The organism is Urbifossiella limnaea, from assembly GCF_007747215.1.
In the GTDB taxonomy this organism is placed as follows: domain Bacteria; phylum Planctomycetota; class Planctomycetia; order Gemmatales; family Gemmataceae; genus Urbifossiella; species Urbifossiella limnaea.
On sequence record NZ_CP036273.1, the window covers coordinates 106,393 to 132,215 of the forward strand.

25 protein-coding genes are annotated in these 25,823 nt (G+C 72.1%); 13 read left to right on the top strand and 12 right to left on the bottom strand.

The features are described 5' to 3' along the window. Positions 1–61: 61 nt before the first annotated feature. The 7 genes from ETAA1_RS00495 (at position 62) to ETAA1_RS00525 (ending at position 6,158) form a co-directional block, all read left to right on the top strand. Positions 62–937 carry an ABC transporter ATP-binding protein gene (locus ETAA1_RS00495; RefSeq protein WP_145233342.1) on the top strand — a complete coding sequence of 292 codons (876 nt, stop codon included), beginning with the start codon at positions 62–64 and terminating at the stop codon, positions 935–937. Between the two features lie 112 nt (positions 938–1,049). Further along, positions 1,050–2,030, top strand: a complete 981-nt coding sequence (locus ETAA1_RS00500) for an ABC transporter permease subunit (RefSeq protein WP_202920558.1) — start codon at positions 1,050–1,052, stop codon at positions 2,028–2,030. Positions 2,031–2,041: 11 nt separating this feature from the next. Beyond that, on the top strand, positions 2,042–2,587 hold the full coding sequence (locus tag ETAA1_RS00505; protein ID WP_145233345.1) for a 3'-5' exonuclease: 546 nt from the start codon (positions 2,042–2,044) through the stop codon (positions 2,585–2,587). A gap of 117 nt (positions 2,588–2,704) precedes the next feature. Continuing rightward, positions 2,705–4,474, top strand: coding sequence for a DNA repair helicase XPB (locus tag ETAA1_RS00510; RefSeq protein ID WP_145244524.1), 1,770 nt, complete (start codon positions 2,705–2,707; stop codon positions 4,472–4,474). Positions 4,475–4,609: 135 nt separating this feature from the next. Then, a complete protein-coding gene (locus tag ETAA1_RS00515) occupies positions 4,610–4,849 on the top strand; it encodes a hypothetical protein (protein WP_145233347.1) in 240 nt (79 codons plus the stop codon). A 1-nt stretch (position 4,850) separates the two neighbouring features. After that, positions 4,851–5,657 (top strand): hypothetical protein, encoded by an 807-nt coding sequence (locus ETAA1_RS00520; protein ID WP_145233349.1) that lies wholly within the window; start codon positions 4,851–4,853, stop codon positions 5,655–5,657. A 102-nt stretch (positions 5,658–5,759) separates the two neighbouring features. Then, positions 5,760–6,158: an ArsR/SmtB family transcription factor gene (locus tag ETAA1_RS00525; RefSeq protein WP_145233351.1), complete on the top strand. Its 399-nt coding sequence runs from the start codon at positions 5,760–5,762 to the stop codon at positions 6,156–6,158. A gap of 3 nt (positions 6,159–6,161) precedes the next feature. Here ETAA1_RS00525 and hemG read toward each other — a convergent pair whose 3' ends face one another. Next, a complete protein-coding gene (hemG, locus tag ETAA1_RS00530) occupies positions 6,162–7,550 on the bottom strand; it encodes a protoporphyrinogen oxidase (RefSeq protein ID WP_145233352.1) in 1,389 nt (462 codons plus the stop codon). Between the two features lie 117 nt (positions 7,551–7,667). Between hemG and ETAA1_RS31325 the strand changes: the two genes are divergently transcribed. After that, positions 7,668–8,747 (top strand): hypothetical protein, encoded by a 1,080-nt coding sequence (locus tag ETAA1_RS31325; RefSeq protein WP_202920559.1) that lies wholly within the window; start codon positions 7,668–7,670, stop codon positions 8,745–8,747. Positions 8,748–8,840: 93 nt separating this feature from the next. Here ETAA1_RS31325 and pstS read toward each other — a convergent pair whose 3' ends face one another. Together pstS and ETAA1_RS00545 are read right to left on the bottom strand one after the other, a co-directional pair. Next, the gene (gene pstS / locus ETAA1_RS00540; protein WP_145233354.1) at positions 8,841–9,965 is read right to left on the bottom strand and encodes a phosphate ABC transporter substrate-binding protein PstS; all 1,125 of its coding nucleotides are present in this window, start codon (positions 9,963–9,965) and stop codon (positions 8,841–8,843) included. Between the two features lie 86 nt (positions 9,966–10,051). Next, on the bottom strand, positions 10,052–10,288 hold the full coding sequence (locus ETAA1_RS00545) for a hypothetical protein (protein ID WP_145233356.1): 237 nt from the start codon (positions 10,286–10,288) through the stop codon (positions 10,052–10,054). Between the two features lie 160 nt (positions 10,289–10,448). On the opposite strand from ETAA1_RS00545, the gene dcuC reads away from it, so the two are divergent. Next, the gene (dcuC, locus tag ETAA1_RS00550) at positions 10,449–11,849 is read left to right on the top strand and encodes a C4-dicarboxylate transporter DcuC (RefSeq protein ID WP_145233358.1); all 1,401 of its coding nucleotides are present in this window, start codon (positions 10,449–10,451) and stop codon (positions 11,847–11,849) included. Between the two features lie 163 nt (positions 11,850–12,012). On the opposite strand, the gene tnpA is transcribed toward dcuC, so the two are convergent. The 5 genes from tnpA to ETAA1_RS00575 all read right to left on the bottom strand — a co-directional run bounded on the left by tnpA (position 12,013) and on the right by ETAA1_RS00575 (position 16,256). Then, entirely contained in the window at positions 12,013–12,459 is a 447-nt protein-coding gene (gene tnpA, locus ETAA1_RS00555; RefSeq protein ID WP_145233360.1) for an IS200/IS605 family transposase, read from the bottom strand. Between the two features lie 299 nt (positions 12,460–12,758). Continuing rightward, entirely contained in the window at positions 12,759–13,076 is a 318-nt protein-coding gene (locus ETAA1_RS00560) for a hypothetical protein (RefSeq protein WP_145233362.1), read from the bottom strand. Positions 13,077–13,085: 9 nt separating this feature from the next. After that, positions 13,086–14,540, bottom strand: a complete 1,455-nt coding sequence (locus ETAA1_RS00565) for an FAD-binding oxidoreductase (protein WP_145233365.1) — start codon at positions 14,538–14,540, stop codon at positions 13,086–13,088. A 156-nt stretch (positions 14,541–14,696) separates the two neighbouring features. Then, complete coding sequence (locus ETAA1_RS00570; RefSeq protein WP_145233367.1) at positions 14,697–15,443, bottom strand: SDR family NAD(P)-dependent oxidoreductase; 747 nt, start codon at positions 15,441–15,443, stop codon at positions 14,697–14,699. A gap of 18 nt (positions 15,444–15,461) precedes the next feature. Next, complete coding sequence (locus tag ETAA1_RS00575; protein WP_145233369.1) at positions 15,462–16,256, bottom strand: YdjY domain-containing protein; 795 nt, start codon at positions 16,254–16,256, stop codon at positions 15,462–15,464. A gap of 122 nt (positions 16,257–16,378) precedes the next feature. On the opposite strand from ETAA1_RS00575, the gene ETAA1_RS00580 reads away from it, so the two are divergent. Continuing rightward, positions 16,379–16,651: a zinc-ribbon domain-containing protein gene (locus tag ETAA1_RS00580; RefSeq protein ID WP_202920560.1), complete on the top strand. Its 273-nt coding sequence runs from the start codon at positions 16,379–16,381 to the stop codon at positions 16,649–16,651. A 68-nt stretch (positions 16,652–16,719) separates the two neighbouring features. Here the strand turns inward: ETAA1_RS00580 and ETAA1_RS00585 are convergent, their stop codons facing one another. After that, entirely contained in the window at positions 16,720–17,154 is a 435-nt protein-coding gene (locus ETAA1_RS00585; protein WP_145233373.1) for a YbaN family protein, read from the bottom strand. A gap of 33 nt (positions 17,155–17,187) precedes the next feature. Here ETAA1_RS00585 and ETAA1_RS00590 point away from each other — a divergent pair, with 33 nt between their 5' ends. The 3 genes from ETAA1_RS00590 to ETAA1_RS00600 all read left to right on the top strand — a co-directional run bounded on the left by ETAA1_RS00590 (position 17,188) and on the right by ETAA1_RS00600 (position 21,062). Next, complete coding sequence (locus tag ETAA1_RS00590) at positions 17,188–19,491, top strand: HEAT repeat domain-containing protein (RefSeq protein ID WP_145233374.1); 2,304 nt, start codon at positions 17,188–17,190, stop codon at positions 19,489–19,491. A gap of 189 nt (positions 19,492–19,680) precedes the next feature. Then, positions 19,681–20,643 carry a DUF1559 domain-containing protein gene (locus ETAA1_RS00595; RefSeq protein ID WP_145244525.1) on the top strand — a complete coding sequence of 321 codons (963 nt, stop codon included), beginning with the start codon at positions 19,681–19,683 and terminating at the stop codon, positions 20,641–20,643. 26 nt (positions 20,644–20,669) lie between these two features. Then, positions 20,670–21,062, top strand: coding sequence for a hypothetical protein (locus ETAA1_RS00600; protein ID WP_145233376.1), 393 nt, complete (start codon positions 20,670–20,672; stop codon positions 21,060–21,062). Between the two features lie 50 nt (positions 21,063–21,112). Here the strand turns inward: ETAA1_RS00600 and ETAA1_RS00605 are convergent, their stop codons facing one another. The 3 genes from ETAA1_RS00605 to ETAA1_RS00615 all read right to left on the bottom strand — a co-directional run bounded on the left by ETAA1_RS00605 (position 21,113) and on the right by ETAA1_RS00615 (position 25,752). Further along, a complete protein-coding gene (locus tag ETAA1_RS00605; RefSeq protein WP_202920561.1) occupies positions 21,113–21,709 on the bottom strand; it encodes an ankyrin repeat domain-containing protein in 597 nt (198 codons plus the stop codon). Positions 21,710–21,838: 129 nt separating this feature from the next. Next, positions 21,839–23,329 (bottom strand): DUF1501 domain-containing protein, encoded by a 1,491-nt coding sequence (locus ETAA1_RS00610; protein ID WP_145233377.1) that lies wholly within the window; start codon positions 23,327–23,329, stop codon positions 21,839–21,841. 443 nt (positions 23,330–23,772) lie between these two features. Next, on the bottom strand, positions 23,773–25,752 hold the full coding sequence (locus ETAA1_RS00615; RefSeq protein ID WP_202920562.1) for a CotH kinase family protein: 1,980 nt from the start codon (positions 25,750–25,752) through the stop codon (positions 23,773–23,775). Positions 25,753–25,823 lie beyond the last annotated feature (71 nt).

Below are 25,823 nucleotides of genomic sequence, written 5' to 3' on the forward strand. Positions count from 1 at the left end.
CGGCGCGGCCGCGCCGCCCCTACACTAAACGAGCCCGCCATCATCCCCGCGACCCGCGTTCATGCCGGACCCCGTCCTCACCGCCGCCGGCCTCACCAAGGACTACGGCTCCTTCCGCGCGCTCGACGACCTGAACCTGACGGTCGCCCCCGGCGAGGTCGTCGGCCTCCTCGGCCCCAACGGCTCGGGCAAGAGCACGGCCCTGCGCATCATGCTCGGGTTCCTCCGCCCCACCGCCGGCCGCGCCACCCTCGCCGGGTTCGACTGCTGGAACCAGGGCGTCCAGGCGCGCCGGAACGTCGCGTACCTGCCGGGCGAACTGCGGCTGTACGAGACGATGACCGGCCGGCGGCTGGTGCGGTTCCTCGCCGGGCTGCGCGGCGACACGCCCGGCCCCGAGGTGGACGCGCTCGCCAAGAAGCTCGACATCGACGTCGACCGCCCGCTCACGCACATGAGCAGCGGCATGAAGCGGAAGGTGGCGCTGCTGACGGTGCTGGTGCCGAAGGTGCCGCTCATCATCCTCGACGAGCCGACGAACACCCTCGACCCGACGATGCGCGACGAGCTCCTCGACCAGCTGGCGGCGGCGAAGGCCCGCGGGCAGGCGGTGCTGTTCTCGTCGCACGTGCTGCAGGAGGTGGAGGCGGTGTGCGACCGCGTCGCCGTGCTGCGCCGCGGCAAGCTCGTTCACCTCCAGTGCATGGCCGACCTGCGCGGCGGGCGGGCCGTGTCCGCGACGCTCACCGGCCCCGCTCCGGCCGCCGGCCCCGACGGCGCGGCGCTGCCGACGGACGCGGTCGCCGACGGCCGGCTGAGCCTGACGTACCGCGGCCCGCTGCCGGCGCTGCTGGACTGGCTGGCGCGCCAGCCGCTGACCGACCTGCGCGTCGAGCCGCAGGGGCTCGGGCCGATCTACCGCCGGTATCACGGATGAAGGGGTGGAGGGGTGAAGGGGTGAAGGGGTGATAACCGGGTGTCTTCGTCACGCCTTCACCCCTTCACCCCTTCACCCCTTCATGCGATCCGAACCCGCCTCGCGAGTACCCATGACGCTGATCCTGTTCCAAAAACTCCTCCGCGACAGCCGCACGGCCCTCATCGTGGTGTGCGTGCTGCTGTTCCTCTTCTCCGCCATGTGGGTGAAGATTACGCAGCGCGTCACGGGCGAGATCACCCCGTTCTTTAACATCATCTCCCGCGTCGCCCGGCTCCCCGAGAACGCCTTCCGCGACGTGCTGTTCCGCGGCCCCGGCAAGGTGTCGCAGGCCGTCCTGGGCGGCGGCGACGTGCAGTTCCAGGAGCCGGACGACTTCCTGGCCGTCGGCCTCATGCACCCCATCGTCATCATCCTGTGCTCGGTGTGGGCCGTCGGCCGGGCCGCGGGGGCCGTCGCCGGCGAGGTGGACAAGGGGACGATGGAGTTGCTGATGTCGCAGCCGGTGCCGCGGAGCCGGCTGATCCTCGCGCACCTGATGGTGGACGCCGTTGCGATCCCGCTCTTGTGCCTGAGCCTCCACGCCGGCACGCGCGCCGGCCTGTGGCTGGTGGGGGACTTCAAGCCCGACTACACCGCGGTGCGCGAGTTCCTGGAGAAGAACGGCTCGCCGGGAATGGTCGCGCTCATCCCGACCGACGACCGGACCATCACCCCGGACGTGTCGCGTCAGCCGCTCGCGCTGGTGAACACGGCGGCGCTGATGTTCGCGCTCAGCGGCCTGACGATGGCGCTCTCGGCCGCGGGCCGCAGCCGGTGGAAGGTGGTGGGGTACGGCGTGCTGGCCGGCGTGCTGATGTTCGCGGCGAACGTGCTCGGCCAGCTGTGGGACGCCGCCGGGTGGGTGCGGCCGTTCTCCGCGTACTTCTACTACCAGCCGCAAAAGATCATGCTGCGCGGGGGCGACTGGACGGCCGACCCGTTCGGCGTCGCGGGGGTGCCGGTGGTGCCGGTGCTGCTCGCGGCCGGGGCGCTGGGGTACGCGCTGGCGCTGTGGGTGTTCACGCGGCGGGATTTGCCCGCGCCGCTGTGAGGTGGTGAATCATGCCCGCGCTCCCCGACCCGACGGCGCCGTTCGTCGCCATCGACTTCGAGACCGCCGACCACGGCCCCGACAGCGCCTGCGCCGTGGGGCTGGTCCGCGTCGAGGGGTTGGAGGTCGTCCGCCGTGAGGTGGCGCTCATCCGCCCGCCGCGGAGCTACGTGCGCTTCACCCACATCCACGGCCTGACGTGGGAGGCACTCAAGGACGCCCCGCCGTTCGCCGACGTGTGGCCGACGCTGGCGCCGGTCCTGGACGGCGCCGCGGCGCTGGTGGCGCACAACGCGTCGTTCGACCGGCGGGTCCTGCTGGCGTGCTGCGCCGCGGCGGGGCTGCCGGCCCCGGCGGCGCCGTTCGTGTGTACCGTCCACGTGGCCCGGCGGACGTGGAAGCTGCGGCCGAACGACCTGCCGAGCGTGTGCCGCCGGCTCGGCATCGGCCTGACGCACCACGACGCCGGCTCCGACGCCGAGGCGTGCGCCCGCATCCTCATCGCGGCGCTGGCCAACGGGCGATCGCCCGGGCCGCAAACTCCGGCTATCTTCTGACGCCGCCGGGGCTTGCGCCCCGGTCCAACGCCCGCCGATTCCTTTCCCCTTGCCGCGTGCCGCCGCGCACCGGTAGCATTATTCGGTTCGGTCCCGACCACGACCACGCCGGTGACCATGCAGCCGAAGCCGAAGCCCGCCGCGTTCCACGCCGCCCCGACGTTCGACCCCACCAACCCGTTCATCGTCCAGGGCGACCGGTCCGTCCTGGTGGAGGTGGACAACCCCCGGTACGCCGAGGCCCGCGACGCCCTCGCGCCGTTCGCCGAGCTCGAGAAGAGCCCCGAACACATCCACACCTACCGCATCAGCAACCTGTCGCTGTGGAACGCCGCCGCCGCCGGGTTCACCGCCGACCAGATGGTCGAGGTGCTCGCCCGGTACACCAAGTTCCCGATCCCCGCCAACCTCCCCGCCGACATCGCCGAGACGGTGTCGCGCTACGGCCGCGTCCGCCTGGAACGCCACGGGGAGGGGCTGCGCCTGGTCTGCGCCGACAAGCCGCTGCTGGTCGAACTCAGCCGCCAGAAGAAGGTGAAGGAGTACCTCGGCGACAAGCTCGACGACGTGAGCTTCGCCGTCGAACCGGCCCACCGCGGGGTGCTTAAGCTGGCGCTGATCGCCGTCGGCTACCCGGCGGAAGACCTGGCCGGGTACGCCGAAGGGTCGGCGCTGCCGATGACGCTGCGCGACGTCGCCACGACCGGGCTGCCGTTCCACGTCCGCGACTACCAGCGCGAGTCGGCCGACGTGTTCCACGCCGGCGGCGACGCCCGCGGCGGCAGCGGCGTCATCGTCCTGCCGTGCGGCGCCGGCAAGACGATCGTCGGCATCTGCGCCATGGCCCTGCTGCAAAAGAACACCCTGGTGCTCACCACGAGCATCACCGCGGTGAAGCAGTGGCGGCGCGAGATCCTCGACAAGACGACGCTGACCGAGGACGAGGTCAAGGAGTACACCGGCGAGACGAAGGAGATCGGCGCGGTGACGGTGGCGACGTACCAGATTCTCACCTACCGCCCCGACAAGACCGAGGACTTCCCGCACTTCGGCCTGTTCGAGCAGAAGGACTGGGGCCTCATCATCTACGACGAGGTTCACCTCCTGCCGGCGCCGGTGTTCCGCGTCACGGCCACGATCCAGGCCCGCCGCCGCCTCGGCCTCACGGCCACGCTCATCCGCGAGGACGGCAAGGAGGGCGAGGTGTTCTCGCTGATCGGGCCGAAGAAGTACGACGTGCCGTGGCGCGAGCTCGAAACCAAGGGCTGGATTGCGTCGGCGAGCTGCACCGAGATCCGCGTGGCGCTGCCGGACGACGCCACCCGCATGGCGTACGCCGTGGCCGACCACCGGGCGAAGTACCGCATCGCCAGCGAGAACCCGGCCAAGGACGACGTGGTGGCCGAGCTGCTGGAGCAGTACCACGACCAGCGCGTCATCGTCATCGGGCAGTACCTGGCGCAGCTGAAGCAGATCAGCCAGCGGTTCGACCTGCCGCTCATCACCGGGAGCACCGGGAACGCCGAGCGCGAAGACCTGTACGGCCGCTTCCGCACGGGCGAGGTGCGGCACCTGGTGCTGAGCAAGGTCGGCAACTTCGCCATCGACCTGCCGGACGCGAACGTGCTGATCCAGGTGAGCGGCACGTTCGGCAGCCGGCAGGAGGAGGCGCAGCGGCTCGGGCGCATCCTGCGGCCGAAGGGCGGCGGCGGCGGCGACGCGCACTTCTACACGCTGGTGACGCGCGACACCCGCGAGCTGGACTTCGCCCACCACCGGCAGATGTTCCTGACCGAGCAGGGCTACGCCTACGAGATCCGCGACGAGCACGAGGTGCTCAGCCGGGCCAACCGCCGCGACCTGGCTCCGGAAGAGCCGGCGGCGTGAGTTGGAAATGACCAATACGCAATGACCCACCAATGACCAAGGAAGACCAGCGGGTTCTGTCCTTGGTCATTGGTGGGTCATTGCGTATTGGTCATTCCGGGTGATCCTGCCGCGACCGACAACCCCCGACCCACCATGAACCAACCCGTAGCTCGATTGTCCGCGAAGCTGCACCGCCGGGTGTGTCTCGTCCTCACCGAGGACGCGGTCCTCGCCGAGGAGCTGCTGTCGCGCAAGAAGCTCGCCGCGGAGGTGGCCGGGCGTCTCTCCGAGCGCGTGCTGCTGGTCCGCCCCAACCGCCTCGACGCCGTCCTCGACGAGCTCAAGAAGATGGGCCACACCCCGCAGGTCGTCGGCGGCAAGCCGGGGGGGTGACGTGACACCCGCCGCCGCGCTTCACACGGCAGCCCGCCGCTACTGCATGGATCGGCACGCCTTCTGGGGCGACCGGTACAGCGAGATTGTGCGGCGGGGAGATCGCGCGCCGAACGGCTACGACTACTCACCCGAAGCGCTCGACACGTTTCCGCGCTATCACGTGCTAAACGCCGTCCTGGTCGAGATCGAACGACTGGTCCCGGCCGACCTCGGCAACCTCGACGCGGCGCGGGAGTTGATCCTCCTCGCGGGGGAGGTAGCGGACGACCTATTCACCCGCCCGCCGAAGGGCGCGATCGAGCGGCGTGCGATGGCCGAGGAGCGCGCCGCTTTCCGCGCTCACGTTGCCGGACTGACGGCGGCGGACCTGACCGCGGTCGAGCCGCTCCTGTACCGGCGGGTGCTGACCGAGGCCGAGTCGCAATCGTTGTGGGTGCGGCTTCGCGACCGGTGGTGCATCGGCGCGTGCTACTGGTACCCGCTCGACGGCGACCCGCCTCCTGGCGTCGAGGCGTTCGACGCGGCCGCGTTCGACCTGGCGTTTCCGCCGGACCGGCTCCGGAGACACTTGGTCGCCCGTGGGATTGGCCGGGTGTGGGCACTGCATGAGTTCGGGCCGGAGTTCGAGATTGCAGTCGAGCAGTTCGAGCCGTACTACGCATTCGTCGAGGGGTACTGGTCGTCCGGCAACCTCGACTGGATCGTGTACGCCTCCCACGAGAGTTCCGTGACCGTCGGTGGATGGCTGTTGGACGAACTCCGCACCGCCTGGCCGGCGCACCGGGATCACGTCTGGCGAGGGTGACCACACTTCCTCCGCGCAGTGGCTTTTCGCATCGGCGCGCGCCTATGAATCGGGCAACGCCCCCGGCCCACCCCGGGCGGGGCCGACGCAGGGTTCACCGGCATGTCTCCCGAAGTCGAACTGTCGCGGGCGAATCGCCCGGTGCCGTTCCCGGACGCCGGCGCCGGCAACATCCCGGACCGCGCCGTCCGCGACCTGAGCGAGCTGTTCCGCGGCCTGGGCGACCGGTCGCGGCTGCACATCCTCTGCCTCCTGGCCCGGCACGGCGAGCTGAACGTCAGCCGCATCGGTGAGGAGGTCGGGCAGTCGCAGCCGGCGGTGAGCCACCACCTGAACCAACTCAAGAAGGCGGGGCTGGTGGAGTACCGCCGCGACGGCAAGTTCAACTACTACCGCCTACTGCCGGACGGGCTGGCCGGGCTGGTCGCCACGCTGTTCCCGGTCGGCGCCGAGCCGCGGCTGAGCCTCGGCAGCGTGGACGTGGTGTTCCGCACGGGGTGACCGTCACACCCCGCTGCTCGCCAGGAACCGCCCCACCGCCGCGGACACCACCTCGCCCTGCTCGGCGCAGTCGCCCATGGCGATGCCGCGCAGGGCGTTCCCCGTCAGGAACAGCCCCGGGTGCCGGGCCGCGGCCGCGTCGATGCGGGCCACGCGGTCGAGGTGGCCGAGTACGTACTGCGGGATCGCCCGCGGCCAGCGCACCACCTTCACGAACACCGGCTCGCCCGTCACCCCCATCGCCAGCTTCAACTCGGCGTGGACGCGCCGCACCAGCTCGTTGTCCGACAGGTCGAACAGGTCGTCGCGGTTCACGCCGCCGCACAGCGCCCGCCACAGCACGCACCCGGCGCGGGCGCGGTCGGGGAAGATGCTCGAACACCACTGCACGCCGAGCACGTCGCGGCGCGTCCGCTGCGGGGCGATGTAGCCGAACCCGGCCGGCGCCGCCGGGCAGTCCGTCTCGCGGTAGCCGACCGCCACCACCGCCACCCGGTTGTACGGGATCGCGTCCAGCTCCGCCGCCAGCGCGTCGTCCAGCTCGGCCAGAATCGCGGCCTGCTCGTACGCCGGGGCGGCGAGCACGACGGCGTCCGCGGCCCAGGTGTCGCCCGCCTCGCTGTACACGGTCCAGCCGCCGACCGATGGGTACACCGAGCGCACCGTCACGCCGCAGTACACGGCCGGGCCGAGGGCGTCGGCGAGGGTGTCGGTGAGCACCTGCAGCCCCTCGCGGAACGACCACATCCGCATCGGGCCGGGCGCCGGCTCGCCGCGGGCCAGGGTCGCGACCTTCCGCGCCTTCCCGGCGCGGAGAAACCCCTTCACGATGCTGCCGTGCTGGCGCTCCATCGCCGGCAGGCGCGGGAACGCGGCCGCGGCGCTGAGCCGCTCCGGGTCGCCGGCCTGGATGCCGGTGACGAGCGCGTCGGCGAACAGGTCGGCGGCCTCCTTCCCGGCCCGGCGCGTCACGAACGCGGCGATCGACTCGTCCCCCGGCGGCGGGGCGGCCTTGCGGAACGGCTCGGTGAAGAGCTGCCACTTGCCGCGGGGGCTCAGGAGCGGCGACGCGAGCAGGCCGAGCGGCCCGCCGGGGAGCTTCCGCAGGCGGTCGTTCAGGAACAGGTAGCGGTTCTTGCGGGCGGCCTCGGACGCGGGGATAAGGCGGTCGGCGAGGCCGACGTCGCGGCACAGGCGCGGCAGGTGCGGGGTGCGGTCGAGGAACCCGTTCGGACCCAGCTCGATGCGGAAACCGCCGTCGTCCACCGTGCCGATGTTGCCGCCCGGGTTGGCGCGCGATTCGAGCAGGGTGACGGCGACGCCGTCGGCCCGGAGGCGGTACGCGGTTGCCAGGCCGGTGAGGCCGCCGCCGACGACAACAACATGGGGCATAGTAGTCCGCTGAATCTGGCGCCGGATTCGGCTGCCGCAGTAACACCAGTTTACGAACAGCAACACCCGCGCCGCACGGCGGCAGTTTGCGTTCTACGGTTGCGGCGGGGGGGCGCCATGCAACTGTACTGCCCGGCCTGTCAGTCGGCGTTCACCGGCGTGTCGCGGTGCCCGCGCTGCGCCGGCCTGCTCCTGATGCCGGAGGAAGCCGCCTTCCTCGCCGCCGACCCGGACGCGGCCGCGCCGCGGCCGGACCGCCCGACCGCCGCCGGCCGGCTCGTCGTCGGCACCGTCGCGGCCCTCGGGGCGTACCTGGCGCTGCGGAAGTTCCTGACCGGGTGGGCCGCCGCCACCGCCGCCGACGCCGACGGGTGGTGGGCCACCGACGACGCCCTCGTCGCCGTACTCGTGCTCCAGGCCGTGTCGGCGGTGTTCGGCTCCCTGTTGGCCGGGGCCGGGCGCTCCGGCGGGCTGTGGCTCGGCTGCGTGGTCGGCGGCACCACGGGCGGCCTGTTCCTGGCCGCGGAAGTCGCCGGCGGGGCGCCCCCGGGGTACCTGGTGCTGCTGGTTCAGCCGGCGGTGCTGGCCGTGCTCGGCGGCGTGGCGGGGGCGCTCGGCGGGCGGGTGTGGGCCGGCGTGCCCGAACTCGACATGCCGACGCCGGCGGTGCGCCGCTCCAGCTCGATCAACCTCGGCGAGGTGGTGGCGAAGCCGCAGGGCCGGCCGACGGTGTGGTGGAAGGTGCTGGCCGGCGGCGCGGTGGTGGTGGTCGGCGTCGGCTTCGCGGACCCGGCCCGGCGGCTGGTGGAGCGGAACTCGAAGGGGGCACTGCGGACCGCGAGCATGGGGCAGGCCCGGTTCCTGAGCGCGCAGCTGGCGACGCTGGCGGTGCTCGGCGGCGCCGCGCTGGCCGCGGCCGGCACCGGCGCCGGCGTGCGGCACGGCATCCTGGCGGGCGTGTTCGGCGCGGCCGGGGTGGCGGGGCTGACGCTGGCCCAGGGGGCGCTGCCGGCGCCGGCCGGCTACCTGGCCGAGCACATGAACCTGGACGCGGCCGACGGCAACAACCCGCTGGTGCTGGGGGCGGTGGGGTTCGGGCTGGTCGTGGCCGGCGTGGTGGGCGGGTGGCTCGGCGGCACGCTGTTCCTGCCGCTGGCCCCGCCCAACATGCGCCGCGGGCGGGCACGGCTGGCCTGAAACAGTCCGCGGGAGTCGTTGGGAGTCTTCGGGAGTGGGGGAGTAGAACCCGGGTTTACTCCCGCAGACTCCCAACGATTCCCAACAACTCGGCTACTCGCACACGACGGACGATAGCCGTTCCGCCGCCCGCGCCCGCAGCGCCGGCGGCAGCGGCGCGTAGTTCCGCTGGCCGGCCAGCTTCTGCCCGTCGTCGCCGACCGCCCACTTCAGGAACGCCACCACCGCCTTCGCCCGCGCCTGCGCGGCGGCGTCGCCGAGCTCCGGCTTCTGGTACACCACCGCGAAGCTCATCCCCGCGATCGGGTACGACGCCTCGCCGGGGGCGTTCGTCAGGTTGTAGGTCAGCTCGTGGAGCGAGTACGGCGGCTCGGTCTGCTTCACGTCCAGGCTCGCCGCCGCGGCCGCGGTGATGCTCGCCAGGTCGGCCCGCACGTCCTTCCCGGCCGCGTTGCGGACCGACCCGAACGTCGCCTTCTGGTCCAGCGCGTAGGTCAGCTCGATGTACCCGATGGCCCCCGCGGTGCGCTCCACGTGCCCGGCCACGCCGTCGCTCTTCCCCTGGCGGATGCCGATCTCCTTCGGCCAGTTCGGGGCCGTGCTGGCGCCGACGGTGTTCTTGAAGGTCGCGTCCACCTTCGAGAGGTAGTCGGAGAAGATGAACGACGTGCCGCTCGGGTCGCTGCGGTACACCGGCTGGATGTCCAGCGCCGGCAGCGCGACGCCGGGGTTGACCGCCTTCACTTTCGGGTCGTCCCACCGCTTCACCTTGCCGGTGAAGATCTCGACCAGCAGCGGGCCGGTGAACGTCACCGGCTGCGCCACGCCGGGGAGGTTGTACATCGGCACCACGGCGCCGATGACGAGCGGGACGTGGATCACGTCGCCGCCGGTCTTCCGGGCCTCCTCCAGCTGCTTGGCGTTCATCGGGGCGTCGGAGCAGCCGAACGCCGCGAGCCGCTTCGTCATCTGGCTGATGCCGGCGCCGGAGCCCTTCCCCTGGTAGTTGACCTTCACGTTGTCGCCGGTGAGCGCCTGGAACTCGTTGGTCCACACCTTCATGATCGGCTCGACGAACGTGGCCCCCTCGGCGTTCACGTCGGCCTTGGCCAGCTTGGCGAACTCGCCGCCGGCGGCCGCGCGCGGCTCCTCGGGCGGGGCGGTCTTGCCGCAGCCGGCGGCGATCAGAACGGCAACGGGGAGAATGCGGCGGAACATGGCGGCTCCGGGAGACGGGTCCGCGGGATGTGATACGGACGGGACGTGAAGGTTGGGTGAAGGCGGGGGCTCCGCCGCGAGCGGCGTCAGTCGTCGTCGTCCGCCGGCCGCGACACGGCGCGCGCCTCGACCTCGGGGCGAGGCCGCGCCGCCGCCGCCACCGGCCGGGGCGCCGGCACGGCGCCGGTGACGCGGGGCGGCTGTGCCGTCACCGCGGCCTGTACCGGCGCCGCGGGCACGTCGGCGGCGGGGCGGTGGAACACGGCGGCGGTGATGACCCCGGCGACCCCGGCCAGCAGGCCGAGCTTGGCGTCGTTCGTCATGGGTGTGCCCACGGGAGGGACCGTTGTGCCAGTATTCCCGCGCCGCCGGCCGCGGGTCGCTTGACTTCACTCGATCCGCGCGGAAACTGGCCCAACCCGCCGCGTCGGCCCGAGCATCCGCCACCACCCGCTTCTCCCGCAGACTCGAAAGGCGCGCCCGATGGGACTGTCCGAACTGGCCGCCGTCCTCGCTGTGGTCGGCGCCGTCGTCCTGGTCGTGCGCGGGTGGGACGTGCGGCTCGTGCTGCTGGCCGCGGCGCTGCTCACGGCGACCGCCAGCGACGCCGTCGGCGGGCGACTCGCGGCGCTTCCGACCGTCGTGTTGAACTTCCTGGCCACGTTCTCGAACGAGAAGTTCGTGGTGCCCATCTGCACGGCAATGGGCTTCGCCTACGTGCTGCGCCACACCGGCTGCGAGCGCCACCTGGTACTGCTGCTGACGGCGCCGCTGCGGCGCGTGCGCTGGCTGCTGGTCCCGGGCGTGGTGCTGGTGGGGTTCCTGGTGAACATCCCGGTCATCAGTCAGACGAGCACGGCGGTGTGCCTCGGCCCGGTGATCGTGCCGCTGATGCGCGCCGCCGGCTACTCGTTCGCCACGATCGGCGCGTGCCTGCTGCTCGGGGCGTCCGTCGGCGGCGAGCTGCTGAACCCGGGCGCCCCGGAGCTGCTGACGGTGGCCAGCTTCACGAATGTGACGACGCCGGAGCAGGTGAGCCGCTACCTGCCGGGGCCGGTGTTCGTGCAGCTGGCGGTGGCGCTGGCGGTGATCTGGGTGCTGAGCGCGTGGTGGGAGAAGGCGAGCGGCCCGCGTGAGCGGGCTGTTCCCGAGCACGCCAGTGGCGCACCGGAACAGCCGGCTGACGCCGGCCGCTCGCCGGGCGAGCGTGTCAATTTCCTCAAGGCTGCCGTCCCGCTGGTGCCGCTGGTGCTGCTGTTCCTGGCCGGTCCGCCGCTGCACGCGCTCGACGTGCCCGACGCCTGGGTGGCGCCGCTGAAGGCCGGCAAGCGCGACGACGGCCTGTACAGCACCCGGCTGATCGGCCTGGCAATGCTCGTGGGCGTGCTGGTGGCGATGGCGGTGACGCCGGGCCGGGCGCGCGACTGCGTGAAGCAGTTCTTCGACGGCGCCGGCTACGGGTTTGCCAACATCGTGAGCCTGATCGTGACGGCGACGTGCTTCGGCAAGGCGATCGAGGGCGCGGGCCTGGCGGCGCTGTTGGGGAAGCTGATCGCCGCGGCGCCGGGGCTGCTGGAGCCGCTGGCGGCGTTCGTGCCGCTGGCGTTCGGGGCGGTGAGCGGCTCGGGGATGGCGAGCACGCAGAGCCTGTACGGCTTCTTCTACCAGCCGGCCCTCGACCACGGCCACGACCCGACGGCGGTGGGCGCGCTGGTGGGCGTGGGCTCGGCGGCGGGCCGGACGATGAGCCCGGTGTCGGCGGTGACGCTGATGTGCGCGACGCTGACGTTCACGAGCCCGTTCGTGCTGGCGAAGCGGGTGGCGCTGCCGCTGCTGGCCGGGACCGCGGCGGTGGTCGCGCTGCGGATGGCAGGGGTGGTGTGAGGGCGTCTCTCATTGGTTCTTGGGACGGAGACACCCCGTCGCTGGAAGCAATGACATGTCTGGAAGAAAGTTCGTGAGGGCGACGCCGCGCGGCCGTGTCTGACGCGAGTCGTTGCCCGGACGGGACTTGCGGCCGACGGCGACGGATCGACCCGATTTGGCATCAGTCCCACACGTACTGCTCGTCCCATTCCACGTCGTGCCGTCGGAGCAGCCCGCGGAACTCGTCCTGAAACGACCGCCCTTGGTGGTGCTCCTCCTGATTCTCGATGTACACCCGGACCGCCTCGACGGTTGACGGGCTGACCGAGAACGCCCCGTACCCGCTCTGCCAGTAGAAGTCCGGGCCGACGTGCTGCTTGGCCCACTTCGACGACTCCTTCTTCACCTCCTCGACCACCTTGCTGACGCTGACCGTCTTGGCGAGTACGAACAGGAGGTGGACGTGGTCCGGCATCCCGCCGACGCGGACCGGCGGGCAGTCGAGCGCGGCGAGGGCGCCGCCGAGGTAGTCGAACACGCGGCCGCGGTGGGCGGGGGTGATGCGCGGCTCGCGGTTCTTGGTGCTGAAGACGAGGTGGACCAGCACCCGCGACAGGGATTGCGGCACGGCGAGCCTCCAGAGGCGACGGGAAGCGGTTCGCGGTTTTCAGGCCGAAGGCCTGGGAGCCCTCAGCCCAGGGCAACGCCCTGGGTACGGGGTGCGAACGGCCGTGCAGGCTGAAGGCCTGCGAGCCGGCTGGCAGGCCTTCAGCCTGCGGGGTGATTCGTGCCGCGGACCCAGGGCGGCGGGTGCTGCGCACCCTTGCCCTGGGCTGAGGGCTGTCAGGCCGTTGGCCTGAAAACGGGGGCACCACGGTGTCGGCGCCGGTCGATTCCGCCCGTTGGGCCTCGCAGACTCCATCCGACCTACGACGGAAGCATCAGGCCGAAGTCACGCCCACGCCGTGTCGGCTCCCACCCCATCTCGATCGCCTGCTTGATCGCCGCCGCCACCTGGGACGGTCGCACCGAGACAACGGGCGAGCCGAACACGCGAGCCACGGCCGGGTGTCGGCGTGCGCAGCAAAGAGCCAGCACCGAGCCGGCACACTCGGCCTGCTGCACGGTGATGACGAAGCCGGTGTTACCGTCCCACGCCATGCGGGTCGGCCGACGGGGGAAACGCCAAAGGTACTCGACTCCATCGACGACGATGCGGCGGGAGCCGTTCTTACGAACCGCCATTGTGTCCCCTCACACCGCCGCCCTTCGGCCCGGCTTCACCAGCGTCGCGCTCGGCTCGGCGCAGCCGCCGGCGGTCGGGAACAGCTTCCCGGGGCTGCACCGGTTGTCGGGGTTGAACGCCACCCGCAGCCGCAGCATGAACGCCAGGTCGTCCGGCCCGAACAGTTTGGGCATGAAGTCCAGCTTCTCCACGCCGATGCCGTGCTCGCCCGTCACGCTGCCGCCCAGGCGGATGCACTCGTCCAGAATCTCGTGGCTCGCGTCCAGCACCTTCTGCGTCTGCACCGGGTCGCGCTCGTCGAACAGCAGCACCGGGTGGATGTTGCCGTCGCCGGCGTGGAACACGTTGGCGATGCCGACGCCGTACTTCGCCGACACCGCCTGAATGTGCCGCATGATTTCGGGCAGCTTCGTCCGCGGCACCACGCCGTCCTGCGTGCAGTAGCTGGGGTAGCCGAGCCGGCCCACCGTGCCGAACGCGCCTTTACGGGCCTTCCACAGCGCCAGCCGCTCGGCTTCGGTGTTCGCCTTCCGTACCTCGCGGGCGCCGTTCTTCAGCGCCAGCGCCTCCATGCTGTCGGCCTCGGCCTGCAGGCCCGCCTCCAGGCCGTCGGCCTCCATGATGAGCAGGGCGCCGGCGTCCAGCGGGAAGCCGAGCCGGTACGCCGCCTCGATCGAGCCGATGAACATGTTGTCGAGCATCTCCAGCGCCGCCGGCACCATCCCGGCGCCGATGATGTCGCTGATCGTGTTCGTCGCCTGGTCCACGGTGTCGAACACGCCCAGCAGCGTGCGGTACGCCTCGGGGTTCTTCGTCACCCGCACCCACACCTTCGACACGATGCCGAACGTCCCTTCCGAGCCGACGATGGTGCCGGTGAGGTCGTAGCCGGGGCCGTCCTCGCACGGGCCGCCGGTGACGACGATGCGGCCGTCGGGCAGCACCAGTTCGACGCCGAGGACGTGGTTGACGGTGACGCCGTACTTGAGCGTGTGCGGGCCGCCGCTGTTGGTGGCGACGTTGCCGCCGAGGGTGCAGGCGCCCTGGCTCGACGGGTCCGGGGCGTAGTGGTAGCCGAACGGCTTGAGGGCGTTGGTGAGCCACACGTTCACGACGCCCGGCTCGACCACGGCGTACCCGTCGCGGACGTTGATCTCCAGGATGCGCTTCATCCGCGCCAGCCCAATCATGACGCCGCCGCCGACGGGGACGCAGCCGCCGGCGAGGCTGGTGCCGGCGCCGCGGGCGAGGAACGGCAGGCCGAGCTCGTTGCACGCGCGGACGATGCCGACGATCTGCTCGGTGGTGGTGGGGAAGACGACGACTTCGGGCTTGTTCTTCTCGATGGTGAAGCCGTCGCACTCGTACACGGCGAGGTCGGCGGCGGACGTGAGGACGTGGTCGGCGCCGACGACGGCGGCCATGCGCCGGATGAGTTGGGCCTGCGTGACGGTGGTGCTCATGGGGGAAGTGTAGCAGCCGGCAGCAAAGGCGGGATGGCCGCAAAAAGGCACAAAAGACACAAAAAGGAAGACCGAACAAATCCTGAATTCAGTCTTGGCTCGGGTCTTCTTTATGTGTCTTTTGTGCCTTTTTGCGGCCAATCCGTCTTTGGCGGCTCAGTGCATCACGTACCCGCCGTCGACGTTGACCGCCTGCCCCGTCACGTTCGCCGCCCGCGCCGACGCCAGGAACACCGCCATCGCCGCGATGTCCTCGGGCGTCTGCCAGCGGTTCAGCGGCACCAGCTGGCGAATCTTCTCCGCCGCCCACGCCTCGTAATCCAGCCGCGCCTCGGGCGGCTGACGGTCGGCCCAGCTCTGCCACACGCTGCGGTTCAGCGGCGTCTGCACCATGCCGGGGCAGAGCGCGTTCACGCGCACGCCGAACGGCGCCAAATCCTTAGCGGCGCACTTCGTGAAGTTGAGCACCGCCGCCTTCGCGGCCGAGTACGGCGGGTCGGTCGGGCTGCCGTTCTGCCCCGCCACCGACGCCAGGAACAGCAGCGTGCCCGACCGCTGTTCGGCGAGCCGCGGGGCGAAGGCGTGGGCCACGTTCACGGCGCCCATCAGGTTCACGTCGATGACGCGCGGCCAGTCGGCGGGCGTGAGTTTCCAGAAGGGGAAGCCGAACTTGCCGGAGCCGACCGCGGCCGCGTACACGACGTGATCGACGCGCCCGAGGCGCTCCGCAGCTCGGCTCACGGCTTCGAAGTCGGTGGCGTCCACGACCGTCTCGGCACCGGGGGCGATGTCCCAGCGCGCCACGATCGCCCCTTCGGCGGCGAACGCGTCGGCGATGGCGCGGCCCAACCCGCTGGCCGCGCCGACGACCACCGCCACCTGGCCGCTCAAACCCAGGTCCATGTCGCTCCCGGCCTCGGGCTACTTCTTCGGCGCCGCCGCCGGCTCCAGCACCACCCACACGCGGGAGAACAGCGGCGGGATGCGGTCGGTCTTCGCCTCGTAGTTCAGCTGGGCGTCGTCCTTGCTGATCTCCATCGGCACCTCGAGCATCGAGTACGCGAAGTTCGACAGCGCGATCACCTCGCCGCTGTTGGCCGCGTAGAACGGCGGCGCCTCGGGCCGGTCCGGGTTCTTCAGCAGCTGGCTGCCGGCGAACACCCAGTGGGCCGTCTCCAGGGTCCGCTTCTTCGCCGAGTTCCACACCCACTCCTGCGCCGGGTGCGTGTGCACTTTCTTGTCCTTCTGGTACGTCAGCAGAATTTTCACCGCCGTGCCCGTGGCCGCCTTGAACTTCGGCTCGTTCGTCTTGGGGTCCACGAACTGCGCCGGGGTGCCGGGGGTGGCGCCGGCCAGCAGCAGCAGCTCGTGAATCTTGCCGGCGTCGAAGTCGGCCCGGAGCACGGCCTCGTGCTCCTTCGTCCCCTGCTTGCACAGGAACACCTCGAGCGGCCCCTCGCGGAGGCACACCTCGGCGACGAACCCGACGCGGCGGGTGCCGTTCGGCAGCAGCTCGATGACGAGCCCCTTCAGCTTGGGGTCTTCGATCACCTTCGAGCCGGGGTCGGCCTTCGGGTACGGCGGCAGCGGCTCGGCGTCCTTGGCCCGCGGGTCGGGGTTGGCGGCGGGCGGCTGCGCGGCGGCCGGCCACGGGGCCAGCGCCGGCGCGGCGGTGAGGCCGGCCACGGCGGCGAGGGTGAGGAGGGTTCGCGTCATGGGTTCGACTCCCGGGGCGGCGTGGCCCGTACCATCAGACTACCGACGGTTGCGGAACCAACACAAACGCAAATCGCGGGTCGCGTCGCTACAATCGGCCGGGCCGCCCGAGAGACGCCGCCATGCCCCGCTACGACGAAGAGGCCGACGAGGACGACGACGACGAGTACGGCGACGACGGCGACGACGGCGGCGACGACGACGACGGCGACGACGACGCGGAGACGGTGCCGTGCCCGCACTGCGGCGCCGACGTGTACGAGGACGCCGAGCAGTGCCCGCGCTGCGGGAAGTACCTGTCGGCCGAGGACGCGGCGCCGAGCCGGCCGCGCGGGTGGGTGGCGGTGGTGATGGTGCTGGCGCTGGTCGCCGCGGTGATTTGGGTGTTCGGGTAGAACTCGGCGAGCGGCCCGCGCGAGCGGGCTGTTCCTGAGCGCATCAGGCGCGCTCAGGAACAGCCCGCTCACGCGGGCCGCTCGCCCGGCTTCTCCCGCACCGTCGGCACCACGAACAGCACGACGCACAGCCCGCACGCCGCCGAGCCGCCCACCAGCCACCGCGCCCACACCGGCAGCCGCCCCGACAGGATGCTCGCCGACACCACGCACACGATCAGCACCGCCGCCACCCGCTTTCCGCGCCGCCGGATGCCCCGGTGCTCGTCCCAGTCGCGGAGCAGCGCCCCGAACACCGGCGACCGCCGCAGCCACGCCTGCAACCGCGGGCTCGACCGGGCGAAGCACCAGCTCGCCAGCAGCACCCACGGCGTCGTCGGCAGGCCCGGCAGCAGCGCCCCCAGGTACGCCAGGCCGACGCAGCCGACACCCGCCGCCAGGAACAGCCCGCGCCGCAGGCCGGTGGCGGGCGGCTTCGCGCCGGGCGGGGGATCGGCTACCATCGACACATTCTAGAGCCCCCGAAAGAGCCCGCCATGCGCCGCCTCCTTGTCGCCGCCGCGTTCGCCGCCGCCGTCGGGTGCGGGAAGAAGCCCGAGCCGCCGCCCGCCGACGCCGGCGCGCCGGACGCCGCGGCCGCGCCCGAGGTGCCCGAGCGCGACCGGCTCCTCTCGCAGTTCAAGACGAAGCGCGGCGACCCGCAGCGCAAGGCCGGCGACGACCTGGCCGCGCTCGCCGAGTCCGACCCGGCCGTCATCGACGCGGTCGTCGAACTGCTGCGCGACCGCACCACCAACGGCCCCGGCACCACCCACCCGCAGCGCGTCGGCAGCACCCGCGAGGCGGCGGCGATGCTCCTCGTGCGCTGCGGGCCGAAGGGCGAGGCGGCGCTGAAGGACCGCGGCCTCCGCGCCCTCGGCGAAGGGCTGGCCGACAAGGACGCCGCCGTCCGCGAGCACACCGCGTACACGCTCGGCCTCCTCGGCAGCGCCGCCAAGCCGGTCGCGTCGTCGCTGCAGCGCCTCTGCTCCGACCCCGACGCCAAGGTCGCCGCCGTCGCGTTCGACGCCGTGGCCAGCGTCGGCGTCGCGGACATCACGGCGTTCGTGCCGCTGCTGACGAGCGAGAACGAGGCCACGAAGCGCCGCGCCGCCGAGATCGTGGGGGTGCTCCCCGAGGTGCCCGGCGACGCCGTGCCGACGCTCGCCCGCGCCCTGGCCGACGCCGACCCGCTGGTCCGCGCCGCGGCCGCGTCCGGCATCACCGCCGCGAACGGCAAGGGCGTCACGGCCAAGACCGGCGAGGCGGTCGGCGCCGCCATCCGCGCCAGCTTCCCGACGAAGGCCGAGTCGGAGGTGGTGCGGCTGGACGCGCCAGAGTTCGCGCTGTGGCCGGCGCTGCGGAGCTGCGGCAAGCACGCGGCGAAGCCGGCCGCCGACCTGCTCGGCCACGGCAACCCGCTCGTCCGCCAGCTCGCGGCGCGGGTGCTCGGCGACCTCGGCCCCGACGCGAAGGAGGCCGCCGAGCCGCTGCGGAAGGCGCTGGCCGACGACTTCGCCAACGTCGCGCTGGAGGCCGGCGGCGCCCTCGTCCGCATCGGCGAGAAGGCGGACGAAGTGGACGCCCTCGTCCGTGCCGCGCTGGCGTCGCTGAACCCGGGCGTGGCCGCGGAGGCGATCGGCGCCGTCGGCCGGATGGGGCCGGCCGGCGCGACGCACCACGCGGCCGTGCTCGGCAAGCTGGATTCGCCGCTGCCCGACGCCCGGTTCGCGGCGCTGGGGTTCGTCCGGACGCTGCCGCCGGCCGAGCGCGTGAAGCAGCTGCCGGCGATCGGCAAGGCGCTGGGCGACATGGAGCCGCTGGTCCGCGGCCGGGCGGCGGGGATTCTCGAAGACCTGGGGCCGGCCGCCGTCCCCGCCGCCGGCGCGGCCCGCGACGCCCTCTCCAAGGAGGAGGAGCCCGGCGTGCAGGAGCAGCTGGTGAACGCGCTGGCGGCGATGGGGCCGGGGGCGAAGGCGGCGGTGGGGGCGCTGCTGCCGCTGATCGCCGACCGCGCCGCCGGCACCGCCTTCCGCGAGAAGCTGATCGCCACCGCGGCGGCGCTCGACCCCGCATCCGCCGAGGTGGCCGGCGCCGTGAAGCATGCTGCCGCCTCGCCGGACGTGGGGGTCCGCTGTGCGGCGGCGCGGGCGCTCGGCACCCTCGACCCACTCCCGCCGGACGCGGCGGCGACGCTGGCGAAGATGGCGCGGACGGACCAGGAGGTGGCGGGGCGAATCGCGGCGCTGCGCGGGCTGGTGGCCGCCGGGCCGCGGGCGAAGGCCGTGCGCGCGGACGTGCAGTCCGTCGCCGAGAAGGGGATGCCCGGCGCCGACGTGTGGGCGAAGGTGGCGCTCGCAGCGATCGACGGCGACGTGACGAAGGCGGCGCCGACGATCCGCGAGAACCTGTCGAGCCGCAACACGAACGCCCGCGCGGCGGCGGCCGCGGCGCTGCCGCTGGTCGGCCCGACGGCGGCGGACGTGCCGGCGCTGACGCGCGTCCTGCGCGACCCGTCGCCGGCGGGGAAGGCGGGCGCGGCGGCGGCGCTGGCGCGGCTCGGGCCGGCGGCGAGGGACGCGATCCCGAAGCTGGTGCCGCTGATTACCGACGCCGAGTCGGAGGTGCGGGTGGCGGCGGCGGACGCGGCGGCGGCGGTGGGGCTGCCCGCGGCGGCGCCGGCGGTGCCGCGGCTGCGGGACGCGCTGCGCGAGTTCCCGAACGACCCGCCGACGGTCGCCGCCGCGCGGCGGGCGCTGGCGCGCCTGGGGGCGGAGGTGGAAGCCCCGCGGGCGCGGTGACGGCGGCGGGGCGCCGGCCCCGCCGGACGAAGCGCCGGAATCGATGGAAACGATGAGAGCCCGCGCTTTTCGCTTGCACCCGCGGCGCGGCTCGCGTAGCATTCACACACTCCCTTCTCTCCAACCCTCCCTCTACCCTCCCGGCTTGCGGGCGCCACGCCCGGTCCTCATTCGTCGGAGTTTCTTCCCATGTCCGCCGTCCGTCCCACCCGCGGCGCCGCCGCGCGGCCGCCGCACCGCCGCGGCTTCACGCTGATCGAACTGCTCGTCGTCATCGCCATCATCGCCATCCTCATCGGCCTGCTGCTCCCCGCGGTGCAGAAGGTCCGCGAGGCGGCCGCCCGCGCCAAGTGCCAGAACAACCTCAAGCAGGTCGGCATCGCCCTGCACGCCTACCACAGCGCGATGGAAAAGTTCCCCATGGGCCAGGGCGCCGGCGTCGGCACCGCCGGCTGGCGCATCACGCTCCTGCCGTACATGGAGCAAGACCCCGTGTTCAAGCAGGTGAACCTCGCCGACACGTTCAACTCGGCCGTGCTCCAGAACCTGGCCATCTCGACGTTCGTGTGCCCGTCGATGACGCTGTCGCCGACCCCGGCCCCGGTGCCGAGCTGGTACAGCGCCACGGTGCAGCAGCAGGTGCCGTCGTACATCGGCGTCATGGGCGCCTACCCGGACCCGGCCGGCCGCACCACCGGCACCATCTACGCCTCCAACTACGGCGGCTGGTGGTCGAACGCGGGCATGCTGATCACCAACGAGACGGTCAACGTGCTCGGCGCCACCGACGGGTCGAGCAACACGTACATCGTGGCCGAGCAGTCGGCGGCGGTGGGCCTGAACGACTACCGCAGCCGGTACTACAGCCCGTGGGGCAGCTTCACCCGCAGCGGCCCCCTGGCGAGCTGGGCGGCCGGGCAGGACACCTGGGGCATGGGCCTGACGTGCGTGGCCTACGCGCCGAACAGCAAGACCGCCGCCGCCGGCGCGAACATCACCTACGGCGGCAACACCATCATCAACTCGAACCACACCAGCGGCGTGAACATGCTCCGGGCCGACGGGTCCACGACGTTCGTGTCCGAGTCCGTGAACTTCGTCGTGTACCAGGCCATGTGCTCCCGCAGCGACGGGGTCGTGACCTCGGAGTAACCCCCACCCCCAGCGGAGGCGACGACATGCGACGGTTCGACGCCGGCCGGTGGCCGGTGCTCCTGGTGGTGGCGCTGGTCGGGTGCGGCGGCGGCAAGCCGACCGGCACCGTGGCCGGCACGGTGAGCTACAACGGCGGCCCGGTCCATTCGGGCAGCCTGAACCTGATCTCGACCAGCGGCGCCGCCGCGCTGGCGAAGATCGGCGACGGCGGCGCGTTCAAGGTGGACGGCGAACTGCCCGCCGGCGACTACACGGCCTACGTGACGCCGCCGGTGCCCGAGCCGCTGCCGCCGGGGACGAAGGCCGCGGCGCCGAAGAAGTTCGAGGTGCCGGCGAAGTACCAGGCGCCGACCACCAGCGGCACCACGGTGACCGTGCAGAGCGGCAGCAACGACCTGAAGGTGGACTTCCGCTGACCGATCCGCCGCTTGCGGCGTGGCGCCACGACGCCACGCCGCAGGCGGCTTCACTTCTTCAAGAACGGCACCGGCCGCAGCTCGATCTTCTTCACCGTTTGCAGGTACTCGAGCGTCGCCTCCGCGTCGCGGCCGCCGACCTGCGCGTGGAAGTGGAGCGTGAACCCGTGCGGCCCGCGGGCGTCGATCAGCTTCGGCTGCAGCGTCAGGAAGGCGCGCACCGTGTCGGTCATCCCGAGCATGGCGGCGCAGAACAGGTCCGGCCGGGCGCCGCGCTCCAGCAGCACGCTCACGATGTCGCGCCGCCCCATGTGGCTGGCGCCGCCGAGGCCGCTCTCCCAGTCGCCGCCGCCCCAGTCCATGTAGGCGTTCACCAGCGCCGGCTCCTTGTCGAGCAGCCGGCTTGTCATGGCGGGGTCGGTGTGGGCGTAGACGACGAAGTCGGCGACGAGGCGGCGGTTGATCTGCGGCCGCCGCCAGCTGGGCTGGAAGTTCGGCGGCGGGTAGTCGAGGTCGAGCGGCGCCTCGGTCGGCGCGGCGCGGGGCATCGGGGCCACGTCCGGCGCGGCGGTGAGGTCGGACGCGGCGCCGAGCACGAACCCGGCGGTCAGAGCCGTGAACGCGCGGCGGTCGGGCAAGTCGGACATGATGGGGGTCCAGAAGGCATTTTTGACAGGATGAAACAGGACGGAAGACAGAGACAAAACCAAGATTGATTTCTGTCTTCGATTTCAATCCTGTTTCATCCTGTTCATCCCGTCAAAAATCGGGTCATCCTACGCCAGCACGTCGCGGACCACCTGGCCAGTCGGCACCAGCGGCACCGGGCGGTTCGCGCGGTCGGTCAGCATCGTCTCCAGGTCGTGGCCCAACAGGTGGAACGTCGTCGCCAGCACGTCCTTCGGCGACACCGGGCGGTCCGCCACCGTGCCGCCGATGCTGTCGGTCTTGCCCACCACCTTGCCGCGGGCGACGCCGCCGCCGGCGAGCAGCGCCGAATACGCCTGCGACCAGTGGTCGCGGCCGGCGCCCTTCGCGTTGTTCAGCTTCGGCGTCCGGCCGTGCTCGCTCAGCACCAGCACCAGCGTGTCGTCGAGCATGCCGCGCTGGTGGAGGTCGGCGATCAGGCCGCTGTAGCCGCGGTCGAAGCCGGGCATCAGCTCGTTCCGCATCCGCGGGTAGTGCTCCCAGTGCGTGTCCCAGCCCGAACCCGCGAGGCCGAACTCGTCCCAGAACACCGTCACGAAGCGGCTGCCAGCTTCCACTAATCGGCGCGCCGCGAGGCAGCCCTGGCCGAACACGGTGTGGCCGTAGCTGTCGCGGGTCTTCGCCGGTTCGCGGCGCACGTCGAGGGCCTGGCGCAGCGTCTCGGAGCCGATCAGCGAGTACGCCATCTCGCGGTACGGGTCGCTCGGCGGCGTGCGGTCGGCGGCGCGGCGGGCGTCCTCGAACTGCTCCAGCAAGGAGCGCCGGCCGTTCACCCGGTCGAGAGTCAGGTCGGCGACGCCGGGGTCGCCGAGCGTGAAGTGCGCGTCCGGGGCGATGCCGACGTACGGCTCGTCGAACTCGATCGTGCTCGTGGTCAGCGTCTTGGTGATCTTCTTGTTCGCCGTGCCCTGGAAGGTGGCGTAGTGCGGGTTGTAGGCGTTGCCGAGGAACGCCGCGTACGGGCCGGCGCGATGCACCTCGCCCGTGCGCCGGCTGCTGAACTGCCACGGCAGCGCCACGTTGTCGGGCACCGGCTTCCGCAGCGCCGCGAGGCCGTGCTTCTGGCGTTCGAGGTACGACACCACCGAGCCGATGAACGGCCAGTGGCGGGCGTCGTGCGGGCTCAGCTCCATCGCCACGTCGATGTCGGGCACGGCGGTGGTGGCGTAGGCGACGCCGTGGATCGGGTGCTTGTGCGTCAGCGACCGCAGCACGGTGACGTGGTGCATCACCCGCGACGTGTGCGGCAGCAACTCGCACACGTCGCACCCCGGCAGCGACGAGCGGATCGACCCCAACTCGCCGCGCACTTCGGCCGGCGCGTCGGGCTTCTGGTCGGCGAGTTCGATCTGGCTCGGGGAGCCGTACAGGAACAGGAGGATGCACGCCTTCGCCTTGCCGAACCCGGGCTCGCGGCCGACCGGGCTCGGGGTGGAAGCCTGCGCGCGGAGGAAGTCCGGGAGGGTGAGCCCGAGCGGGGCGAGGCCGCCGGCGACGAGGAAGTCGCGGCGCGAGGTGCCGTCGCAGAGGCGCTTGGGGTTGCCGAGGACGCGCAGCATGGGGACGACCGACGGGTCGGGGGGCGGGTAAGGCTATGATGCGCCGTTCGGGCGGTGGCCGCAAGCGAAATGCACTCGTGGGACGCCGGCCCCACCAAAACGCGACCGGGCGGCGGTCGCGGGGTCGAACCGCCGGGAATGTCCTCCCCGGAGTCGTATCCGCGTCCGCCGCCCGGCGTTGGTTCGGCAGGGTGTTCCGGTCCCCGCCGTGCCTCTTCTCCCCGGCCCCACGTGGTCGATGGGTCCGACCGAGATGGTGGAGGGGAAAGCAAGCCTCGTGCCAGACGCGAAAAGAGCGAAAACCCCGGCAAAAACGCGGGGCGCCGGCGGCGGGCGTGTAGGAATTACAACCGCGGCGGGGGTGGGTGGAAAAAGCTACATGCAACTTTCGCCGCTCGCGGCGTAGCGGGGCTTGCACCGCTACGCCGCAAGCGGCGGGAGAGTTACTTCTTCGCCGGCACCCCCGGCGTCGGCGGCGGGGGGACCGCGTCCTTCACCTGGGCGTGGCTCAGCAGGTACGCCCGGCGGGCGTCGGCGAAGCCCCGCAGTGTCATCCCCCGGCCACCGCCGCCGGCACCCGGGGCGTCGCTCGTGGCCCGGTCGAACGCCGCGTAGCCGTCCAGGCTGCGCGTCTCCTGCTTCACCTCGTCGGCGATCAGCGCCCGCCGGGCGCTCACCACCGGGCCGAGCTTGCTCCAGTCGAGCGCGTCCGCGGCGATGGCCTTCACACAGCCGAGGTACCTGGCCTTCAGCGCCGGCACCGCCAGCACCTTGCTCCGCAGCGGCTTGCGCGGGTCGTCGAGCGCCACCAACGGGTCGAGTTCGACGCCGCCGCCGCCCTTGCCCATCATGCCGCCCGGCGGGCCGAACCCGCCCGGCCCGCCCGGGAACCCGCCGGGACCGCCCGGGGGCTGCCCGAACCCACCCGGCCCGCCCGGGGGCTGCCCGAACCCGCCCGGCTGCATCGGGAAGCCGCCGGGGCCGCCCGGGGGGAAGCCACCGGGGCCGCCCGGCGGGCCGAACCCGCCGGGGAAGCCGGGGCCGGCGTCGCGCATTTCCTTGAACTGCTTCCGCTGCTCCGGTGTCAGCAGCTTTTCGATCTTGGCGTCCACGTCCTTCTGGAGCGCGGCCAGCTCCTTCTGTTGCGCCTCGGTGAGGCCGAGCATGCCGGTCAGCGGCGGGGGCAGCACCTCGCCGGGCCGGCCGAGCCGCATCACGAACCCCCCGCCCGGCCCGCCGCCGGGGCCGCCCATCGCGCCGTGGAACGCCTCGTTCATGTCGTGCGGCATGAAGTGGAACTTCCCCTTCGCGTCCAGGAAGATGGTGAAGTCGCTGGCGCGGACCCAGTAGCCGTCGTTGTTGATGAGCGCCACGTCGAGGGCCAGGAACCACAGCAGGCTGTCCACGTCGCAGACCGGCCGCAGCTTCGCCTCCAGCTCGGCGGGCGGCGTCTGGGCCATCACCTTGCACAGGTTCACCAGCGCCCGCCACGCCTTCTCGTCGTCGCCGCCCTTGATCTGGTAGCGCCCCTTGTACGCCTCGATGTTGTCGCCGAGGTAGTCGAGCCCGCCGCCGCCGCCGGGGCTGCCGCGCACCTTCCACCGGGTGCCCTTGCTCTCGCCGAAGGTCTCCTTCAGGAACACCTTGTCGAACTGCTGCACGTTGGCGTACACGCCCCAGCTCTCGCCGTTGATGACGACGCGGACGTGGTTCGCCTGCGGCGTCGGCGTGTACCGGCGGGCGATCTGCGAGTACAGGACGGTGCTCATCAGCGACGCGTCGTCGTGGCTGTTGAGCAGGTTCAGCGTGTCGTAGCCGTACAGCTTCTGCTTCTTGTCCAGCAGGTCCATGGTGAGGTTGAGCGACCGCTTGTACCCGGCCGGGACGCCCATGTAGGACGACATGCCGCGGAAGTGGACGCCGACGTTCGGGTAGCGCTTGCCGTCCACCACGAGGGTGCAGGGGACTTCCACGTCGGTGTTGTGGAACGTTTCGAGCTCGGTCTCCCAGTCGGGGTTCTCGAACTCCAGGAACAGCGTGCGGAGGACGGAGCCGTCGTACAGCGGCCGGTCGGGGAAGCTCTGCACGTCGGCGGGGCTGACCTTGCGGCCGGGCTTCGCCGGCTCGCGGCCGAAGCCCATGCCGCCCTTGCCGCCGAACCCGCCCTTGCCGCCGAAGCCCTTGCCGCCGCCGTCGTTCTTCATCCCCTCGCGGGCGGTCTGGCGCTCGGCCTTGTTCAGGATGCCGTCGCCGTCCGCGTCGTACTTCGCCAGAACCTTCCGCTCCTGCCCGCCGGGGGGGCCGAAGCCGAAGCCGCCCTTCTTGTCGCCGCCGCCGAACGGGGGCTGCGAGAACGCCGCCGGCCCGCCGGCGACGAGCGCCACGCCGAGGAGTGCTGCTGGGAGTGCCGGCCACCGCGTCATCGTGTGTCCCCCGGGAGTGCGTTCACACCACCTAAACGGCATCTTCACGATTCGGGGACCGGGAATCCCGT

Excerpts from the sequence above, each read along its gene's own strand:
- ETAA1_RS00575 (WP_145233369.1), bottom strand. The coding sequence starts at position 16,256 with ATGACGCGAACCCTCCTCACCCTCGCCGCCGTGGCCGGCCTCACCGCC.
- ETAA1_RS00605 (WP_202920561.1), bottom strand. The coding sequence starts at position 21,709 with ATGTCCGACTTGCCCGACCGCCGCGCGTTCACGGCTCTGACCGCCGGG.
- ETAA1_RS00615 (WP_202920562.1), bottom strand. The coding sequence starts at position 25,752 with ATGACGCGGTGGCCGGCACTCCCAGCAGCACTCCTCGGCGTGGCGCTC.
- ETAA1_RS31325 (WP_202920559.1), top strand. The coding sequence starts at position 7,668 with ATGCAACTGTACTGCCCGGCCTGTCAGTCGGCGTTCACCGGCGTGTCG.
- ETAA1_RS00495 (WP_145233342.1), top strand. The coding sequence starts at position 62 with ATGCCGGACCCCGTCCTCACCGCCGCCGGCCTCACCAAGGACTACGGC.
- ETAA1_RS00525 (WP_145233351.1), top strand. The coding sequence starts at position 5,760 with ATGTCTCCCGAAGTCGAACTGTCGCGGGCGAATCGCCCGGTGCCGTTC.
- ETAA1_RS00560 (WP_145233362.1), bottom strand. The coding sequence starts at position 13,076 with ATGGCGGTTCGTAAGAACGGCTCCCGCCGCATCGTCGTCGATGGAGTC.
- ETAA1_RS00590 (WP_145233374.1), top strand. The coding sequence starts at position 17,188 with ATGCGCCGCCTCCTTGTCGCCGCCGCGTTCGCCGCCGCCGTCGGGTGC.
- ETAA1_RS00580 (WP_202920560.1), top strand. The coding sequence starts at position 16,379 with ATGCCCCGCTACGACGAAGAGGCCGACGAGGACGACGACGACGAGTAC.
- ETAA1_RS00500 (WP_202920558.1), top strand. The coding sequence starts at position 1,050 with ATGACGCTGATCCTGTTCCAAAAACTCCTCCGCGACAGCCGCACGGCC.
- ETAA1_RS00505 (WP_145233345.1), top strand. The coding sequence starts at position 2,042 with ATGCCCGCGCTCCCCGACCCGACGGCGCCGTTCGTCGCCATCGACTTC.
- ETAA1_RS00600 (WP_145233376.1), top strand. The coding sequence starts at position 20,670 with ATGCGACGGTTCGACGCCGGCCGGTGGCCGGTGCTCCTGGTGGTGGCG.
- ETAA1_RS00610 (WP_145233377.1), bottom strand. The coding sequence starts at position 23,329 with ATGCTGCGCGTCCTCGGCAACCCCAAGCGCCTCTGCGACGGCACCTCG.
- pstS (WP_145233354.1), bottom strand. The coding sequence starts at position 9,965 with ATGTTCCGCCGCATTCTCCCCGTTGCCGTTCTGATCGCCGCCGGCTGC.
- ETAA1_RS00570 (WP_145233367.1), bottom strand. The coding sequence starts at position 15,443 with ATGGACCTGGGTTTGAGCGGCCAGGTGGCGGTGGTCGTCGGCGCGGCC.
- ETAA1_RS00585 (WP_145233373.1), bottom strand. The coding sequence starts at position 17,154 with ATGGTAGCCGATCCCCCGCCCGGCGCGAAGCCGCCCGCCACCGGCCTG.
- ETAA1_RS00510 (WP_145244524.1), top strand. The coding sequence starts at position 2,705 with ATGCAGCCGAAGCCGAAGCCCGCCGCGTTCCACGCCGCCCCGACGTTC.
- ETAA1_RS00545 (WP_145233356.1), bottom strand. The coding sequence starts at position 10,288 with ATGACGAACGACGCCAAGCTCGGCCTGCTGGCCGGGGTCGCCGGGGTC.
- ETAA1_RS00565 (WP_145233365.1), bottom strand. The coding sequence starts at position 14,540 with ATGAGCACCACCGTCACGCAGGCCCAACTCATCCGGCGCATGGCCGCC.
- hemG (WP_145233352.1), bottom strand. The coding sequence starts at position 7,550 with ATGCCCCATGTTGTTGTCGTCGGCGGCGGCCTCACCGGCCTGGCAACC.
- dcuC (WP_145233358.1), top strand. The coding sequence starts at position 10,449 with ATGGGACTGTCCGAACTGGCCGCCGTCCTCGCTGTGGTCGGCGCCGTC.
- ETAA1_RS00595 (WP_145244525.1), top strand. The coding sequence starts at position 19,681 with ATGTCCGCCGTCCGTCCCACCCGCGGCGCCGCCGCGCGGCCGCCGCAC.
- ETAA1_RS00515 (WP_145233347.1), top strand. The coding sequence starts at position 4,610 with ATGAACCAACCCGTAGCTCGATTGTCCGCGAAGCTGCACCGCCGGGTG.